The following is a 17,115-nucleotide window of genomic DNA, read 5'->3' as shown; positions in this document are numbered from 1 at the left end:
CCGTCGCCGCCGGCACGCCGGTCGTCGCGACCGCGCCGCCGCCGGCACGCCGTCGTCTCGACCGCGCGTCAGCGGACGGGCGCCCCGGTCCAGCCGACGAGCGCGACCACGTTGTCGCGCTTCGGCGCCGGCGGCCGTGCCTCCGCCGCGGGCACGGGCCGGGCCCGCCGGGCGGCGTGGTTGCGCTCGACGACGGCCACCGCGAGCATCCCCTGCGCGAGCAGGTAGGTCAGCATCACCCAGACGTCCTGGCCGGGCAGGTGCCACGCCGGCACGAACGCCTCGAGCGCGATCAGGCCGTCGGACACGACGAACACGGCGCCCGCGGCCCCGGCGAGCGGGCTCACGCCGGTCGCGAGGACCGCCATCGCGACGAGCACGCCGCCGTACACCGCGACCGGCACCAGCAGCGCACCCGCATGCGGCGCGCAGAGCCCGACCAGGACGACGAGGACGACCGCGTAGGGCAGCAGCCGCACCGGGTGCCGGTAGGCGACCGAGCGACGCGCGTCGGGGGCGAACGCCACGACGAACGCGACCTGCGCGAGCAGGAACCCGCCGACCATGAGCAGGAACGCGGTGTCGCCGCCGGACGTCGCCGGGAGCGTGTCGCCGAGCCACGAGCAGCCGAGCGCGACGAGCGTCCACGTCACGAGCCGCCCGCGCGGCCACCGGGTCGCGGTCGCGACCGCAGCCGCGAGCAGCGGCATCGCGCACCACTGCGCGACCTCCGCGACGGCGTCGGCGCCCGCCGCACGGCACACGAGCAGCAGCACCGCGTCGACGACGTAGAGGACCGACCACACGCGAGCAGCGACGGGCAGGGACCGGAGCACGGCGACCTCCTGGGACCGGACGTCAGCGTCCGGGACGGCACGCGGCCGGACCTCGTCGTCCGGCCGTCGCCGATGCTAACCCGCGTCGCACGCCCTCCGAGGACGGTTCGCGCGACCGTCGCCCGCAGGGCTCAGAGCTCGATCGCGTACATCGCCGAGCTGGCGTACACGGCGTACCCCAGGCCCGTGTAGAGCCGGTGCGCACCCGACCGGTTCGCGGTGTCGACGCTGAGCTCGGCGTACTCCATGCCGTCCGACCGGTAGACCGCCATGACCGCGGCGAGCAGCGCCGACGCGAGCCCGCGGCCGCGCCACTCGCGGACGACCCCGAGCAGGTCGGTGTACCCCGCCGAGTGGCCCGTGACCTCCCAGTCGGCCTCGTACCGCCCGGACAGGAGGTAGCCGACGACCTGGTCGTCGTCGTCCAGCGCGACCAGGCTCCACGTCGGCGCGAACATGCTGCGGCCGTGGACCCATTGCGCGGCGTTGCGCGGCTCGCTCCCCCAGTGGTCGGCGAACGCGGCGTTGTGCGCGAGACGCGCGCCCTCGTCGTGCTCGGGCGCCCACGGGACGATCCGCACGCCGTCGGGCGTCGGCGCCTCGGGCGGCGGCACGTCCAACGGGCGGCGCATCTCGGCGTAGTAGCGCACGGGCGTCATGCCCGAGCGGGTCAGCAGCCGGGCCGCGTCCTGCGCCTCGTCCGGCACGTAGGCGGCGATCCGTGCGGGCAGCTCCTTGCCGCTCGCCGCGAGGACCTGGCGCGCACGGGCGTGCGACCAGGCCACGATCGCCCGGCCGACTCCGCGACCCCGCCAGTCCGGGTCGACGCCTCCTCCGACGAACGCCCGCACGACGCGCGTGTCGCCCGGGGGCTGGTCCACCTCGGCCCACGCCCGCGGCACACCGTCGGCGTCCAGGCCGACGAGCGTGTCGCGCGGGATGTCACGCCACTCGCCGTCGAGCTTCTCGTCGATCTCCTCGGCCACCGTCCGGTAGGGCACACCGTCGGCGACCTCCGTGCGGGTGACGAGCGCGCTCAGCGCCGGGACGTCGTCTCGCGTGACCGGGCGCCAGGTGAGGCCCAGCGACGGGTCGGGCAGCGGCACGTCGACGGGCGCGGCGGCGCGCTCCGCGATGGGCGGCAGAGAGGTGGTGGTCACCGACCCACCCTCACGGCACGTCCCGGCCAGGGGCAACCGGAAATTGGCTCGACGTCCGCGCCGTCGCCGTGGTCGTGCCGGTGCCGGTGCCGGTCCTGCAGCCGGTGGGTGTCGCCGCGGCGGCATGTCCCCCGGCCGTCCAGCGGACCGGACCGGACCGGACCAGACCGGACCGCGCCGGCCGTGCGGGGCTCGGCCCGGACGCGACAGGGCTCAGCCCGGACGCGACGGGACGGCCTCAGGCGTCGATGCGCGACCGGTCGAGCGCCTGGGCACCCGCGACGATGAAGTCCTTGCGCGGCGCCACGTCCGAGCCCATGAGCAGCTCGAAGATCTGCTCGGCGCGGGCCGCGGCCTCGACGGTGACGCGGCGCAGCGTGCGGTGACGTGGGTCCATCGTCGTCTCCGCGAGCTGGTCGGCGTCCATCTCACCGAGACCCTTGTACCGCTGGATGTCGTCCTTGTAGCGCTTGCCGCTGCGGTCGAGCCGCTTGAGCGTCGCCGCGAGCTCCGCCTCCGAGTAGGTGTAGAGGTACCGGTCCTCGGGGTCGGCCTTGCGGCCGCCCCCGACGAGCTCGATGCGGTGCAGCGGCGGGACCGCCGCGTAGACGCGGCCCTGCTCGACGAGCGGCCGCATGTAGCGGAAGAAGAGCGTGAGCAGCAGGGTGCGGATGTGGGCGCCGTCGACGTCGGCGTCCGTCATCATCACGACCTTGCCGTAGCGCGCGGCGTCGAGGTCGAACGTCCGGCCCGAGCCCGCACCGATCACCTGGATGATCGAGGCGCACTCGGTGTTCTTCAGCATGTCCGTGACGGACGCCTTCTGGACGTTGAGGATCTTGCCGCGGATCGGCAGCAGCGCCTGGAAGTCCGAGCTGCGCGCGAGCTTCGCGGTGCCGAGCGCGCTGTCGCCCTCGACGATGAACAGCTCGCTGCGGTCCACGTCGTCGATGCGGCAGTCCGCGAGCTTCGCGGGCAGCGACGACGACTCGAGCGCGTTCTTCCGGCGGGAGATCTCCTTCTGCTTGCGCGCCGACAGCCGCGCCCGCATCTCCCCCACGACCTTGTCGAGCAGCAGCGACGACTGCGCCTTGTGGTCGCGCTTGGGCGACACGAAGATGCCGCCGAGCTCGGTGTCGAGGACCTTCGCGACGATCGCGCGCACCGGCGCGGTGCCGAGGACCTCCTTCGTCTGGCCCTCGAACTGCGGCTCCGCGAGCCGGACCGTCACGACCGCGGTGAGGCCCGCGAGCACGTCCTCCTTCTCGATGCGCTCGGTCGCCGCGTCCTTCGCGCTGATCTTGAGCCGGCGCGCGTTCGCCTCGACGGCCTTGCGGACCGTGCGCAGCAGGCCCGTCTCGAAGCCCGCGAGATGCGTGCCGCCCTTGGGCGTCGCGATGATGTTGACGAACGACCGGACCTCGGTCTCGTAGCCGGTCCCCCAGCGCAGCGCGACGTCGACCTCGCAGGTGCGGCTGACCTCCTGCGGGGTCATGTGGCCGCGGTCGTCGAGCACCGGGACCGTCTCGGTGAACGTGCCCGAGCCCGTGAGGTGCCAGGTGTCCGTCACCGCCGGGTCCGGCGACAGGTGGTCGACGAAGTCGACGACGCCACCGCTGTGGAAGAACGTCTCCTCGTGCGGGCCGCCCTCCCCCGGCGTGCCGGGGATGCCGCGCTCGTCGCGCACGGTCAGCGTGAGGCCGGGCACCAGGAAGCTCGTCTGACGCGCACGCGTCACGAGCTCGTCGTAGGAGAACACGGCCGTCTTCGGGAAGATCTGCCGGTCCGCCCAGTAGCGCACGCGCGTGCCCGTGCGGGCGCGGGCCGTCTTGCCGACGACCGCGAGCTCGGAGCCCGAGACGAACGGCTCGAACGGCGACTCGGGGCTCAGGCCCTCGCGGTCGTCGAACACGCCCGGCTCGCCGCGGTGGAACGTCATGCGGTGCGTGCGGCCGCCGCGGTCGACCTCGACGTCGAGCCGTGCCGACAGCGCGTTGACGACCGAGGCGCCGACGCCGTGCAGACCGCCCGACGCGCCGTACGAGCCGCCGCCGAACTTGCCGCCCGCGTGCAGCTTGGTGAACACGACCTCGACGCCCGTCAGGCCGGTCTTCGGCTCGACGTCGACCGGGATGCCGCGACCGTTGTCGCGGACCTCGACCGACGTGTCGGCGTGCAGCACGATGTCGATGCGGTCACCGTGCCCGGCGAGCGCCTCGTCGACGGAGTTGTCGATGATCTCCCAGAGGCAGTGCATGAGCCCGCGGCTGTCGGTCGTGCCGATGTACATGCCGGGGCGCTTGCGGACCGCCTCCAGGCCCTCGAGCACCGACAGGTGCCGGGCCGTGTAGCCGGACTGCGGGGAAGTCGTCGTCACGGGGGGATGGTAGCCGGGCGGCCTGACAGCACCGGGGAACCTCGCCGCAGCGGACACGGCCGGGACACGGGTCGGACACGGTCCGGACACGATCTCGTCCCGACCGGGGGAAACCCCGTACGCCGGGAGCGAACCACCCGCCGCCGGTGAGATGGATCCGCGTCCGGGATGGTTGTATGGAGACGTGACAGGGACCATGACCGAGCCGTTGACCGCAGCCGACCGTTGCGACCGCTGCGGTGCCCAGGCCTACGTCCGCGTGGTGCTCCCCGTGGGCGAGCTGCTGTTCTGCGCGCACCACGCGCGTGAGCACGCGCCGAAGTTCGCGGACGTCGCGACGCACGTCCACGACGAGACCGACCGCCTGCTCGCCGAGCACGGCGCCGGCACCGGCGCCGCCCGCTGAGGCACCGCACGACACTCGCACGACGAGGCCCGGACCCTTGCGGTCCGGGCCTCGTCGGATTTCCGGCCCACCCCCCACGCTGACGAGCCCGGCAGACGCTCCGTCCGACGGCTCCGGCCCACGCTCCGGCTGAAGGCTCCGGCCGACGGCGACCGCGCACCCCGCCCCGGACGCAGCGGAGCCCGCCACCGCAGACGCGGGGCGGGCTCCGTCGGGCGCTGGGCGCCGGATCAGTCGAGGTAGTCCCGGAGGACCTGCGAGCGCGACGGGTGGCGCAGCTTCGACATCGTCTTGGACTCGATCTGACGGATGCGCTCACGCGTCACTCCGTAGACCTTGCCGATCTCGTCGAGCGTCTTCGGCTGGCCGTCCGTGAGACCGAACCGCATCGAGACGACGCCGGCCTCGCGCTCGGACAGGGTGTCGAGGACCTGGTGCAGCTGCTCCTGCAGGAGCGTGAAGCTCACCGCGTCGGCGGGCACGACGGCCTCGGAGTCCTCGATGAGGTCACCGAACTCGCTGTCGCCGTCCTCACCGAGGGGCGTGTGCAGCGAGATGGGCTCACGGCCGTACTTCTGGACCTCGACGACCTTCTCGGGCGTCATGTCGAGCTCCTTGGCCAGCTCCTCCGGCGTGGGCTCGCGGCCCAGGTCCTGGAGCATCTGACGCTGGACACGCGCGAGCTTGTTGATGACCTCGACCATGTGCACCGGGATGCGGATGGTGCGCGCCTGGTCGGCCATCGCGCGGGTGATGGCCTGGCGGATCCACCACGTCGCGTACGTCGAGAACTTGTAGCCCTTGGTGTAGTCGAACTTCTCGACCGCGCGGATCAGACCGAGGTTGCCCTCCTGGATCAGGTCCAGGAAGAGCATGCCGCGACCGGTGTACCGCTTGGCGAGCGAGACGACGAGCCGCAGGTTGGCCTCGAGCAGGTGGTTCTTGGCCCGACGACCGTCGCCCGCGATCCACTCGAGCTCACGACGCAGCTTCGGCTCCATCGTGACGCCGGCGTTCAGACGCTCCTCCGCGAACAGGCCGGCCTCGATGCGCTTGGCGAGCTCGACCTCCTGCTCCGCGTTCAACAGCGCGACCTTGCCGATCTGCTTGAGGTAGTCCTTGACCGGGTCGGCCGTCGCACCCGCGGTGACGACCTGCTGCACCGGCGCGTCGTCGTCGTCGGCGTCCGAGTACACGAAGCCGGCGCTGTCCTCCGACTCCTCCTCGGCCGCGGCCTTCGGCTTCGCGTCGGTCGACTCCTCGTCGTCGCCCTCGGTGGTCTCGGCCGTCTCCTCGGTGTCCTCGGCCGCGACGTCGACGTCCTCGAGCGTCTCGGTCTCGTCGATCTCGACGTCCTCGAGCTCCTCGGTCTCGTCGATCTCCTCGTCGGAGTCGCCGGCCTTCCCGGGCGTGGCGGCCTTGGCGGCCGAGGCCTTGCCGGCCGTCTTGGGACCGGTCGACTTCGCCGCGGGCTTGGCGGTGGCCTTGGCGGTGCCGGCGGCCTTCGCGGTCGTCGCCTTCTTGGCGGCGGGGCGGGCGGGCGCGTCGCCGTCGGCCTCGTCTCGCGCGACGACGGCCTTGGTCGACGTCCGCGCCTTGGCGCTGGTCGCCGCGACGGCACGCGCGGGAGCGGGGGCCGCGGCGGGCTGCTGCACGCCGATACCCGCGGTGCCGAGGCCACGCATGACGGCCTTCAGACGCTTCGGGTCCTGGACGTCCGCCTGCTCGCAGGCGGAACGCAGCTCCTCGGCGCTGACGGTGCCATGGGTCCGCCCCCGGAGGACCAGCTCCTGGAGGGCGGGGTGCTCGAACTCGCGCGGGAGCGCGGGATGCGGGGTCTGGGACGACACGAATTACCTTTCGGCAGCGAGACACCCGGAGCGGGAGCCGGGAGGTAGACCCATATTGTACCGGCGGAGACCGCGCACGGCGGCTGCGGCGGCAGGTGTGGCGCCCTCGTCGACGCCGGCACACGGGCTGACGTCGTTCCAACGGAGGAGCGGCCCCCGGCATTCCCGCGCAGGGCCGCACGATCTCGCGCGGAGAGCGCACCACGCGGTGCCACGAGCCGAACCGACCGCCGCCGCGGAGAACCGCACGACGGCGCCGTCCCGGATCGCCGCCCGGTGCGTGCGGGCGGGATGCGCCGACCGGACGCGCGGCCGACGACGGCTCGCTCCGGCGGCGCGGCGCGTCTCAGCTCGCGGCGGGCTTCACCGTCAGGACCGGGCACGGGGCGTCGAACAGCACGCGCTGCGCGTTGGCACCGAGGATGAGCTTGCCCACGGGGCTGCGCCGACGCAGGCCGATGACGACCAGCTGCGCGTCGATGTCCTCGGCCGTCCCGATGAGGTCGTCGGCCACGTCGCCGCCGTCCAGCAGCCGCACCTCGTGCGGGATGCCGCCGGCCGCGAGCTCCGACTCGACCTGCGCGAGCGCCTGCTCGACCGCCGCACGCTGCTCGGGCGCCTCGTCGGGCCGCGCGCTCACAACCACGACGACCCTCGAGTCGTTCCGGCGCGCCTCCTCGACCGCCGCCTCGAGAGCCGCACGGCCCTCGGGGGTCGCCAGGTAACCGACCACGATGCCGCCCATCGGTCCTCCCTCGTCCACAACCGTCGCGCCGTGGCCGTGACGCTACCCGAGGTACGGCCGACGTTCGAGGGCACACGCGTCGGACCTGCCCGTTCACGGCCTCGGAGCTCAGCACGCCGACCGCACCCAGCCCGGCGGCACGGCCGCCGCGAGCACGTCCGCGAGCAGCACGGCGAGCCGGTGACCGGGGTCGTCGGTGAGCGCGCGCTCGAGCAGGACCGCGGCGCGTACCCCGTCGCCACGCCACCACGCGAGCATCGCCAGCAGCGTCAGGGCCGGTGCCTGGCCGCCGGCGCGGCCATGCGCGACGACCCGCTCGAGCACCCGCTCGTGCACGTCGACGTCCGCCGGCGGACGCATCGCGCGCGCGGGATCCACGAGCGTCGCCACGGCCGCACCCACCGCCGCGTCGACCGCGGGGGCCGGTGACTCCCCCGTCACGCTGCGCTCGGGGAGGTCGCCCGTCCCCGGCAGCATCCCGACGAGCACGGCGTCCCGCACCCGACGGTCGACGAGACCCGCCTCGATGCGACCCCACGGCGCGCGCCCGGGACTGTCGGGCGCGCCGCGGGTGTCACCGGCCGCCGCGAGCCCGGGACTACCGGGCGCGCCGCGCGTGCCACCGGCCGCCGTCCGCGACGGGGGGCGGGCCGAGGCGTCCGCACCGGCTCCCCGCTCGGCGGCGACCTGCTCCGCCGCCACTGCGGCGCGCCACGCCGCCAGGCAGTCGTGCCGCCACGCGGCGAGCTCGCGCGGCCCCTGGGCGGTCGCCGTCTCACGTCGCCGCTCCCACCGCCGCCGGGTCCGCGCGGCACCGCGGCGCGCGTCCTCGTCGGCGCGGCGGATCCGTCCGAGGTCCCCGCGCGAGCCCGCGACGGCCGAGCCGGCCAGCACCATGCGCGCGCTCGTCTGCGTGCTGTCGAGCTCGCGCAACGGTCGGCCGCCGGGCGGGCAGCACGCGTGGTCGGTGCAGTCGAGGGCCAGGTACCCCGTCGCGGTGACGACCCAGACGACGACGTCGCCCAACGGGACCGCCGCCGCCTCGCGGAGCGCCTCGACGGCGCGTACCGCCGTGCGGGCGCCGCCCGCGCGCGGGTCGTCCTCGACGTACAGCACGAGGACGGCGCGGCGTGCCCCGTCCTGGTCGAGCAGGCCCACGAGGGCGCGAGCGCACCGTCCGCCGTCGTCGGGGTCGGCGAGCTGCTCGAGGTCGACCCGCACCACGAGGCCGACCTGGCCGCGTGGCGGGCGGAGACTGATGGCGACCGCGCTGTCCCGTGGACGGAAGCCGAGGCGGTACGGGACGAGGGCCAGCAGCTCGCGGGGCTCGCTGACGCGCAGGGTCGTGGTGTCCATGGCGGCAGCACAGCGCAGCGCCGACCCGGCCGGGACGGTCGTCGACGCACCCTGTGGGCGGGAAGCGCGCCGACGGGTCTGTGGACGGCTGGGCGGAGGCCGACGTGCCGTCGGGCCGCCTGGCCCCAGGCCACGGCGCCATCAGGCCGCCGGGCCGCCGGGCGCCGACTACCCTGGCGCGGTGCCCCGCCCCTGGACAGCCGCCGTGCTCGCCGCCGCCGTCGCCGGCGCGGTCGCCGCGTGCTCCACGAGCGCTCCCGCGACGGTCGACCCGACGGCCTCGCCCACGCGTGCGCTGACCGCCGAGCCCGCCCCGAGCGAGACCCTGCTGCCGGACGACGGCGCGACGGCGTCGGCCGTCGGACGGCTCGCGGACGGCTTCCCGTCCGCGCTCCTCCCGGTGCCCGCCGGTGCCGAGGTGCTGGTGTCGTCCGTGCACCCCGTCGACGGTTCCGACCTGCTCGACGTCAGCCTCAACCTCCGCACCGAGCAGGACGCCGCAGGGCTGCTCGAGGCGCTGCGCGGACCGCTCGTCGCCGCCGGGTTCAGCGAGTCGTCGCCTCCCGCCCCCGAGCCCGGGCTGGCCGCGCAGTCGACCTTCTCGCGCGGTGACGGCAGCGAGCTCCTGGTCGTCGGGATCCTCGACCGGGACGGCGTCCGCACGCTCACGCTCGGCGGTCAGGTGCGCCCGACGACCGCCTAGGCTGCGGGGCATGACCGCCACACCCGCGCTCGTCGACCTCGAGGACGTCCGCCCCCAGGTCGACGCGCTGCTCGCGGGGCACGTCGCCCGCCTGACCACGGAGCTCGGCGCACTCGGCGACGACACGGCGCCCCTGGTCGCGGCCGTGACCCGCATGCTCTCGGGCGGCAAGCGGCTGCGCGCGGCGTTCTGCTGGTGGTCGTGGCGTGCGCACGGCGGGGAGCCCGGGACGCCCGAGGCCGCGGCGGTGCTGCGCGTCGGGGCCGCGCTCGAGCTGTTCCAGGCCGCGGCGCTCTTCCACGACGACGTCATGGACGACTCGGACACGCGCCGCGGCATGCCGTCGGCGCACCGCGCGTTCGAGCGGCTGCACGCCGAGCAGGGTCTGCTGGGCGACGCGGTCCGGTTCGGGGCGTCGGCGGCGATCCTCCTCGGCGACCTCGCGCTCGTCGCGAGCGAGCAGGAGTTCGCCGGCGCGCTCGCCGACGCCCCCGCGAGCCGGGCGGCGGCCGCGCGCGAGGTCTTCGACCTCATGCGGACCGAGGTGACCGTCGGGCAGTACCTGGACGTCCTCGCGCAGGCGATGCCCTGGGGCGCGGACCCGGACGCCGACGAGGCGCGCGCACGGCGCGTCATCCAGGCGAAGGCCGCGCGCTACAGCGTCGAGCACCCCATCGTGCTCGGCGCGGCGCTCGCCGACGCGGACGGGCCGGCCCTGGACGCGTGCCGCGCGATCGGGCTCCCGCTGGGCGAGGCGTTCCAGCTGCGCGACGACCTGCTCGGGGTGTTCGGCGACCCGTCGACGACGGGCAAGCCCGCGGGTGACGACCTGCGCGAGGGCAAGCGCACCGTCCTGGTCGCCCGCGCCGTGCGCCTGGCGCGCGAGCGCGGCGACGAGGCGACCGTGTCGTTGCTCCGCGACCACCTCGGCGACCGTGCGATGCCGGACGACGTCGTGACCCGGCTCGCTGACGCGATCGCGTCGACGGGCGCGGTCGAGGAGGTCGAGCGCACGATCGAGGACCTGGCGGGCCGCGCGTTCGCGATCATGGCCGCGCGCGCGTGGCCGGAGCCGGCGGCGTCACGCCTCGCGGAGGTCGCGCACGCCGCGGTGGACCGCCGGGCCTGACGGCACCGGCCAGGACGAGGGCCGCGACGACCGAGGCCGGGACGTCCTCGTCAGAGCTCGGCCTGGGCCCGCCGGCGCACCTCGGTCTTGCGGCCCGCACGGAGCGCCTCGACGGGCGTGCCCGGCAGCGAGTCGTCGGGCGTGAAGAGCCAGACGATCGCGTCCTCGTCCGAGAAACCGGCGTCCGCCAGGACCGTCAGCGTGCCCTGCAGCGAGGCGAGCACCGTCCACGCGTCGTCCGGGCGGGGCGTCGTGGGCTGCGCGGGGTTCGCGAGGTGCCCGGGGACGAGGAACGCGGCCGGGACGGACAGCACGCGGGGGTCACCGCGGCGGGCGCCGACGAGGCGACGTTCCTGGAGCAGGCGCCGCACCTTCCCGGCGTCGAGTCCGGTGCGCTCGGCCACGTCGGGCACGGTGAGCCACTCGTCGACGAGGCGGTCGAGGGCGTCGGATGCGTCGTTCACCCGTCAAGAGTACGCATCGCCGAATGACAGCCGCGCAATTCGCCCACCCGCCTTTCCCTGCCTGGACCGCTCGGCTACCGTCATTTTCTGTCACTTGTTTCACACCAGCACCACGAGTCACTCCTGACTCGTCTGAGGGGGCCGTCATGACGCCGCTCGCCACGTCCCGCGCCGACGGCCTGCGCCGTACCGCGACCGCCACGGGCGCCACGCTCGCGGTGGCCGCCGTCGCCGTGACCGCCACCGGCACCGCAGCGCACGCCGACGAGCAGGTCACGGTCCGCTCCGGCGACACCGTGAGCCACATCGCGGCCCGGCACGGCTCGACCGTCACGGCCGTCCGTCAGGCCAACGGCCTCGACGCGCGCGCCTTCATCCGCATCGGTCAGGTGCTCACGATCCCCACCGGGTCGTCCGGGGTGCGCGTCGCCCCGGCCGCGACCACCGCACCGACGCCGGCTGCCGCGACGTACACCGTCCGCAACGGCGACACCGTCAGCCACATCGCGAGCCGTCACGGCACCACGGTCGCGGCGATCGTCTCCGCGAACGGCCTCGACGCGCGCGCCTTCATCCGGGTGGGGCAGACGCTCACCATCCCCGGGGCCGCCGGCGCGGGCAGCGCCGCCGCCGCGACGCCCGCCGTCGCCGCCGCCCCCGCGTCCGCGACGCACACCGTCGCCGGTGGCGAGACGGTCTCCGCGATCGCCAGCCGCTACGGCACGACGGTGTCCGCGATCGTCGCCGCGAACGGCCTCGACGCGCGCGCGTTCATCCGCATCGGCCAGACGCTCACCATCCCGGGCGTCGCCCCGGCCGCGGCGACGAGCGTCGGCTCGACCTTCGCGGGCCGGTCGTACCCGGCTGCGACGGTCTCCGCCGCCAACGCCAACCTCGCCGCGCTGCGCGCGTCCGCCGTGCCGTCGAAGGCCGACATGCGGGCCAAGATCACCGCGACGGCGCGCGCGTACGGCGTCGACCCGGCGCTCGCGCTCGCCGTCGCGTTCCAGGAGTCCGGCTTCAACCACGCCGTCGTCTCCCCCGCGAACGCCATCGGCACCATGCAGGTCATCCCGTCGTCCGGGAAGTGGGCGTCGGACCTCGTCGGGCGGCCGCTCGACCTGCTGAACCCCGACGACAACGTCGTCGCGGGCGTCGCGATCCTGCGCTCGCTCGTGCGCAACGCGCCCGACCTGCCGACCGCGATCGCCGGGTACTACCAGGGCGCGTCGTCCGTGAAGCGCAACGGCATGTTCACCGACACCAAGCAGTACGTCGCCAACGTGCAGTCGCACATGACGCGCTTCGCCTGAGGGCCCTGCCTGCGACGATCCGGGCACGCCCGACCGTAGACTCCTGCGCGTGGGAGCCACCGTCACCGATCCGCTCGTCGGCCGCCTGGTCGACGGCCGGTACGAGATCGTCTCCCGGATCGCGCGCGGCGGGATGGCGACCGTCTACCTGGCCGTCGACCGACGGCTCGACCGCGACGTCGCCCTCAAGGTCATGCACCCGCACCTCGCGGAGGGCACCTCGGGCGCGGACTTCGTCGCGCGGTTCCGTCGCGAGGCCCGGACGGCTGCGCGGCTCACGCACCCCGGCCTGGTCGGGGTCTTCGACCAAGGGCTCGACGGCGAGACCAGCTACCTCACGATGGAGTACGTCGACGGCTCCAACCTGCGCCGCCGGATCGCGGAGCAGGGCGCGCTGACCGTCGGCGAGACCCTGCGCGTCACCGAGGCGGTGCTCGACGCGCTCGCCGCGGCGCACCGCGTCGGCCTCGTCCACCGGGACATCAAGCCCGAGAACGTGCTGCTGGCGAGCGACGACCGGGTCAAGCTCGCGGACTTCGGCCTGGCACGTGCGGTCACCGAGGTCACGTCGACCACGACCGGCACCGTGCTCGGCACGGTCGCGTACCTCGCACCCGAGCTCGTGGTGCGGGGTGCCAGCGACGCCCGCACCGACGTGTACGCGTGCGGCATCCTCCTGTACGAGATGCTCGTCGGCGCCCAGCCCTTCACGGGCGAGACGCCGATCCAGGTCGCGTTCCAGCACGTGAACAACGACATCCCGGCACCCTCCGACGCCGTGTCGTGGCTCCCCGCCGAGGTCGACGAGCTCGTCGCCGCGCTCGCCGCGCGGTCCCCCGACGACCGCCCGCTCGACGCGGCTGCGGCCCTGACGCTCGTGCGGCGCACCCGTGCGTCCCTCGACGCCGAGACGCTCGCCCGACGCGCCGACGTGGAACCCTCCATCGCCCTGCCTGCCGCGACCGACCCCGACGAGACGGACCTCGACGCGGAGGCGGAGCCCACGGACGACGTCCCGACCGACGAGACGACACGCCTCCCGGTCCCGCGCCCGAGCGGTGCGACGGTCGCCCTGCCGATCGGCCTCGGTGCCGCCCCGCCGTCCGCACCGGTCAGCGTCGTCGACACCGCACCGCCCCCGCGCCGCCGGCGCGTCCGCGTGCTGGCGATGCTCCTCGTGCTGCTCCTCGCGCTCGGCGGGCTGGGCACGTGGTGGTACCTGCGGGTCGGCCCGGGCGCGTGGACGACCGTCCCGTCCGTGCTGCAGGTGACCGAGGACGAGGCGAAGGCCGCCCTCGACGACGCCGGGCTGGACGCCAGCCGGGTCGAGGCGTTCGACCCCACGGCCCCCGTCGGGACCGTGGTCGCGAGCGACCCCGCGGTCGGTGAACGCGTGCGCAAGGAGGGCGTCGTCGAGCTCACGGTCTCCAAGGGCCCCGACTACGTGAACGTGCCGCAGGGCGTGGTGAACGAGCTCCAGGCGAACGCCGAGAAGACGCTCGCCGACGCCGGGCTGAAGGCGACCTACCCGCCCGCCGAGTACCACGACACCGTCCCGAACGGCGTCGTCATCAGCGCGACGCTGCCCGACGGCTCGCCCGCCGACCCGGGCGTCCGCAGCACGCGCGGCACCGAGGTCGCGCTCGTCGTCTCGAAGGGCCCCGCGCCCGTCACCGTCGTCAGCGTGGTCAACGAGCCGCTCGACGGGGCGACCGCGACGCTCGACGGGCTCGGGCTCAAGGTGGCGACCACCGAGGCGTTCAGCGACACCGTCGAGGCGGGTCACGTCATCTCGCAGGACCCGCCGGACAAGACCCAGCTGTTCCGCGGCGACACGGTCACGCTCACCGTGTCCAAGGGCCCCGAGCTCTTCGAGATCCCGAAGCTCATCGGCATGCAGTACGACGAGGCGGCCGCCGCGCTGACCGCCCTCGGGATGGAGCCGAAGCGCAGCAACGTCCTGGGCGGCATCTTCGGCACGGTCCGCGACCAGAGCGTCGGGTCGGGCCAGAAGGTCGCCAAGGGGACCGTCATCACGCTGACCGTCGTCTGACCCGTGGCACGTCGGCCGCTGACGGCCGCACGTCGACCGCCGTCCGTCAGGCGTGCGTCGCGCGCTCGGCGCCGCGAAGGTGCACGCAGGACGACGCTGGGGCGGCCGTCGTGGTGTCCCACGTCCGGCCGCCCCAGCGGTGCAGCGGTGCGTCAGGCCTTGCGGAGCAGCTCCACGACCTGGAACGCCATCTCGAGCGACTGCTGGTGGTTGAGCCGCGGGTCCACGAGCGTCTCGTAGCGACGCGCGAGACCCGCGTCGTCGATCTCCTCCGAGCCGCCGAGCACCTCGGTGACGTCGTCGCCCGTGAGCTCGATGTGCAGGCCCCCCGGCACGGTGCCGAGCGCCCGGTGCACCTCGAAGAAGCCCGCGACCTCGTCCATGACGTCCGAGAAGCGGCGCGTCTTGTACCCCGTGGCCGACGTGATGCCGTTGCCGTGCATCGGGTCGCACACCCACGTCACGGGACGCCCGTCGGCGCTCACCTTCTCGACGAGCGCGGGCAGCAGGTCGCGGACCTTGCCGGCGCCCATGCGCGTGATGAAGGTGATCCGGCCCGGTTCTCCGCTCGGGTTCAGCCGGTCGATGAGCGCGAGCGCGTCGTCGCCCGTCGACGTCGGCCCGAGCTTGATGCCGATCGGGTTCTGCACGCGCGAGAAGTAGTCGACGTGCGCACCGTCGAGCTGACGCGTGCGCTCCCCGATCCACAGGAAGTGCGCCGAGCAGTCGTACGGCAGGCCCGTGCGCGAGTCGATGCGCGTGAGCGGCCGCTCGTAGTCGAGCAGCAGCCCCTCGTGCGACGAGAAGAAGTCCACGGTGCGCAGCGCGTCGAAGTCGGCGCCGCACGCAGCCATGAACCGGATCGCGCGGTCGATCTCGGCGGCGATCTCCTCGTAGCGCGAGTACGCGGGATTCGTCGTGAACCCGCGGTTCCACTCGTGCACGCGCAGCAGCGACGCGAAGCCACCCGTCGTGAACGCACGGATGAGGTTCAGCGTCGACGCGGACGTGTGGTACGCCTCGAGCAGGCGCTGCGGGTCGGGGACGCGGGCCTCGGAGGTGAAGTCGAAGCCGTTGATGATGTCCCCGCGGAACGCGGGCAGCGTCACGCCGTCGCGCGTCTCGGAGTCCGAGCTGCGCGGCTTGGCGTACTGCCCCGCCATCCGGCCCATCTTGATGACGGGCAGGCTCGCGCCGTAGGTCAGCACGACGGCCATCTGGAGGATCGTCTTGATCTTGTTCCGGATGTTGTCGGCCGTCGCCTCGGCGAACGTCTCCGCGCAGTCCCCGCCCTGGAGCAGGAACGCCTCACCGCGACCCGCGGCGGCGAGCTGGCCGCGCAGCGCGTCCGACTCCCCCGCGAAGACCAGCGGCGGCAGCGCGGCGAGCCGCGACGACACCTTCTCGAGCGCACCCCGGTCGGGCCACTGCGGCTGCTGACCCGCGGGCAGGTCCCGCCAGGCGTCCAGCCCGGCGAGCACCTGCGGGTCCGGCTCGACGCTCATGAGTGGCTCGCCGCGACGAGCGGCTGGCCGATGTCCGCCAGCAGCTCGCCGAACCAGGGCTGCGAGACGTCGAACGCCTTGCCGCCCGCGATGCGCGGGAACTCGATGGCGCGCAGCACGTCGCCCTGCTCCTCGTCGTGGCCGATGACGCCGGACTCGCCACGCAGGGCGCACTCGACCGCGAGGTCGGTCATCGACTTGATGAGGCGCAGGTCCTCGGCGTTCGCGGCCGCGGCGCGCGAGTAGTAGCCGGACTTCTGGACCATCGTCTTCTCGGCGCCGAGCTTCTCCGCGAACTGCTTCGCGAACCACTGGCCCGGGTTGATGGTGTCGAGCTTGACGTGACCGAACGGGTCGCGCTCCGGGGGCGTGCCCGCCGCGGTGAGCTGCTCGACGATCTCGTGCATGCCCGCACCCTCGGACAGGAAGATGTTGACGTTGCCCTGGGTGTCCATGACCTTCTTGAGGCGCTCGGCCTCGGCGTCGATGTCGAGCGCGAGCTCGGGCACGAAGACGGCGTGGATGTCCCAGCGCTCGCGCGTGAGGCCGATGCCCGGGACCCACTCCTGCTGGTCGAGCCACTTGCGGTACTCGGCGGCCGCGGCGGCCGTGAGCCACCCGCAGTGCCGGCCCATGACCTCGTGGACGATGAGCATGCGCGGGCCCGAGCGGTGCTCGCCGATGACGTTCGCCGCGAAGCCGGCGGCCTCCTCGGCCGCGGTCCACGCGCCGAGCGACTGGCGGATCGGCACCACGTCGTTGTCGATCGTCTTGGGCAGGCCGACGACGGTCAGGCCGTAGCCGTTGTCCGCGAGGTACGCGGCCAGGTCCGCGGCCGTCGTGTTGGTGTCGTCGCCGCCGATCGTGTGGAGCACGTCGACGCCGTCGGCCTTGAGCTGCTCCGCCGCGACCTGCAGCGGGTCCTGGCCCTCCTGCACCAGGCCGCGCTTGACGCAGTCCTTGGCGTTGGTGAGCTTGACGCGCGAGTTGCCGATCGGCGAGCCGCCGAAGCGGTGCAGGATGCCGGCCTTCCTGCGGGTCTCCGCGTCGATCACGATCTTGTCGCCGCGCAGCAGGCCGTAGTACCCGTGCTCGTAGGCGATGATCTCGACGTCCGGCGCGATCTCGGTGTAACGCTCGATGAGGCCACCGACGGCGGACGACAGGCACGGAGCGAAGCCACCTGCGGTCAGGAGGGCGACGCGACGAACCGACATG

14 protein-coding genes are annotated in these 17,115 nt (G+C 74.0%); 5 read left to right on the top strand and 9 right to left on the bottom strand.

Annotation, left to right across the window (positions count from 1 at the left end):
* Positions 1–68: 68 nt before the first annotated feature.
* The 3 genes from KOV94_RS11885 to KOV94_RS11875 all read right to left on the bottom strand — a co-directional run bounded on the left by KOV94_RS11885 (position 69) and on the right by KOV94_RS11875 (position 4,373).
* Positions 69–836 (bottom strand): lysoplasmalogenase family protein, encoded by a 768-nt coding sequence (locus tag KOV94_RS11885; RefSeq protein WP_308160506.1) that lies wholly within the window; start codon positions 834–836, stop codon positions 69–71.
* 131 nt (positions 837–967) lie between these two features.
* The gene (locus tag KOV94_RS11880; protein WP_308160504.1) at positions 968–1,996 is read right to left on the bottom strand and encodes a GNAT family N-acetyltransferase; all 1,029 of its coding nucleotides are present in this window, start codon (positions 1,994–1,996) and stop codon (positions 968–970) included.
* Positions 1,997–2,234: 238 nt separating this feature from the next.
* Positions 2,235–4,373: a DNA gyrase/topoisomerase IV subunit B gene (locus KOV94_RS11875; protein WP_124341187.1), complete on the bottom strand. Its 2,139-nt coding sequence runs from the start codon at positions 4,371–4,373 to the stop codon at positions 2,235–2,237.
* A gap of 196 nt (positions 4,374–4,569) precedes the next feature.
* Here KOV94_RS11875 and KOV94_RS11870 point away from each other — a divergent pair, with 196 nt between their 5' ends.
* Positions 4,570–4,779 carry a DUF7455 domain-containing protein gene (locus KOV94_RS11870; RefSeq protein ID WP_225916503.1) on the top strand — a complete coding sequence of 70 codons (210 nt, stop codon included), beginning with the start codon at positions 4,570–4,572 and terminating at the stop codon, positions 4,777–4,779.
* Positions 4,780–5,009: 230 nt separating this feature from the next.
* Here KOV94_RS11870 and KOV94_RS11865 read toward each other — a convergent pair whose 3' ends face one another.
* The 3 genes from KOV94_RS11865 to KOV94_RS11855 form a co-directional block, all read right to left on the bottom strand.
* Entirely contained in the window at positions 5,010–6,629 is a 1,620-nt protein-coding gene (locus KOV94_RS11865) for an RNA polymerase sigma factor (protein ID WP_218052134.1), read from the bottom strand.
* A 346-nt stretch (positions 6,630–6,975) separates the two neighbouring features.
* Positions 6,976–7,374, bottom strand: a complete 399-nt coding sequence (locus KOV94_RS11860) for a universal stress protein (protein ID WP_124341184.1) — start codon at positions 7,372–7,374, stop codon at positions 6,976–6,978.
* Between the two features lie 108 nt (positions 7,375–7,482).
* Positions 7,483–8,730 (bottom strand): DUF4192 domain-containing protein, encoded by a 1,248-nt coding sequence (locus KOV94_RS11855; RefSeq protein WP_218052133.1) that lies wholly within the window; start codon positions 8,728–8,730, stop codon positions 7,483–7,485.
* Positions 8,731–8,911: 181 nt separating this feature from the next.
* Between KOV94_RS11855 and KOV94_RS11850 the strand changes: the two genes are divergently transcribed.
* Both KOV94_RS11850 and KOV94_RS11845 read left to right on the top strand, forming a co-directional pair.
* Positions 8,912–9,433 (top strand): hypothetical protein, encoded by a 522-nt coding sequence (locus KOV94_RS11850; RefSeq protein ID WP_124343798.1) that lies wholly within the window; start codon positions 8,912–8,914, stop codon positions 9,431–9,433.
* A gap of 10 nt (positions 9,434–9,443) precedes the next feature.
* On the top strand, positions 9,444–10,562 hold the full coding sequence (locus tag KOV94_RS11845; protein ID WP_124343799.1) for a polyprenyl synthetase family protein: 1,119 nt from the start codon (positions 9,444–9,446) through the stop codon (positions 10,560–10,562).
* Between the two features lie 50 nt (positions 10,563–10,612).
* Here the strand turns inward: KOV94_RS11845 and KOV94_RS11840 are convergent, their stop codons facing one another.
* On the bottom strand, positions 10,613–11,026 hold the full coding sequence (locus KOV94_RS11840; RefSeq protein ID WP_124343800.1) for an Rv2175c family DNA-binding protein: 414 nt from the start codon (positions 11,024–11,026) through the stop codon (positions 10,613–10,615).
* A gap of 146 nt (positions 11,027–11,172) precedes the next feature.
* On the opposite strand from KOV94_RS11840, the gene KOV94_RS11835 reads away from it, so the two are divergent.
* On the top strand, positions 11,173–12,339 hold the full coding sequence (locus KOV94_RS11835; RefSeq protein ID WP_124343801.1) for a LysM peptidoglycan-binding domain-containing protein: 1,167 nt from the start codon (positions 11,173–11,175) through the stop codon (positions 12,337–12,339).
* A 49-nt stretch (positions 12,340–12,388) separates the two neighbouring features.
* Positions 12,389–14,392 carry a Stk1 family PASTA domain-containing Ser/Thr kinase gene (pknB, locus tag KOV94_RS11830; protein ID WP_218052132.1) on the top strand — a complete coding sequence of 668 codons (2,004 nt, stop codon included), beginning with the start codon at positions 12,389–12,391 and terminating at the stop codon, positions 14,390–14,392.
* A 152-nt stretch (positions 14,393–14,544) separates the two neighbouring features.
* Here the strand turns inward: pknB and KOV94_RS11825 are convergent, their stop codons facing one another.
* On the bottom strand, positions 14,545–15,897 hold the full coding sequence (locus KOV94_RS11825; protein WP_124343803.1) for a class II 3-deoxy-7-phosphoheptulonate synthase: 1,353 nt from the start codon (positions 15,895–15,897) through the stop codon (positions 14,545–14,547).
* The gene (locus KOV94_RS11820) at positions 15,894–17,114 is read right to left on the bottom strand and encodes a pyrophosphate--fructose-6-phosphate 1-phosphotransferase (protein ID WP_124343804.1); all 1,221 of its coding nucleotides are present in this window, start codon (positions 17,112–17,114) and stop codon (positions 15,894–15,896) included. The genes KOV94_RS11825 and KOV94_RS11820 overlap by 4 nt, the downstream gene beginning before the upstream one ends.
* Position 17,115: the final 1 nt, after the last annotated feature.

Source organism: Cellulomonas algicola, from assembly GCF_019024305.1.
GTDB classification, from domain to species: domain Bacteria; phylum Actinomycetota; class Actinomycetes; order Actinomycetales; family Cellulomonadaceae; genus Cellulomonas; species Cellulomonas algicola.
Note: the sequence above shows the minus strand (reverse complement) of the source record. Positions and strands in the feature narration are given on the sequence as shown.

What these genes read in the sequence shown, in the direction of transcription:
- KOV94_RS11820 (WP_124343804.1), bottom strand. Translation starts at nt 17,114, where the DNA reads ATGTCGGTTCGTCGCGTCGCCCTCCTGACCGCAGGTGGCTTCGCTCCG.
- KOV94_RS11855 (WP_218052133.1), bottom strand. Translation starts at nt 8,730, where the DNA reads ATGGACACCACGACCCTGCGCGTCAGCGAGCCCCGCGAGCTGCTGGCC.
- KOV94_RS11825 (WP_124343803.1), bottom strand. Translation starts at nt 15,897, where the DNA reads ATGAGCGTCGAGCCGGACCCGCAGGTGCTCGCCGGGCTGGACGCCTGG.
- KOV94_RS11835 (WP_124343801.1), top strand. Translation starts at nt 11,173, where the DNA reads ATGACGCCGCTCGCCACGTCCCGCGCCGACGGCCTGCGCCGTACCGCG.
- KOV94_RS11845 (WP_124343799.1), top strand. Translation starts at nt 9,444, where the DNA reads ATGACCGCCACACCCGCGCTCGTCGACCTCGAGGACGTCCGCCCCCAG.
- KOV94_RS11860 (WP_124341184.1), bottom strand. Translation starts at nt 7,374, where the DNA reads ATGGGCGGCATCGTGGTCGGTTACCTGGCGACCCCCGAGGGCCGTGCG.
- KOV94_RS11870 (WP_225916503.1), top strand. Translation starts at nt 4,570, where the DNA reads ATGACCGAGCCGTTGACCGCAGCCGACCGTTGCGACCGCTGCGGTGCC.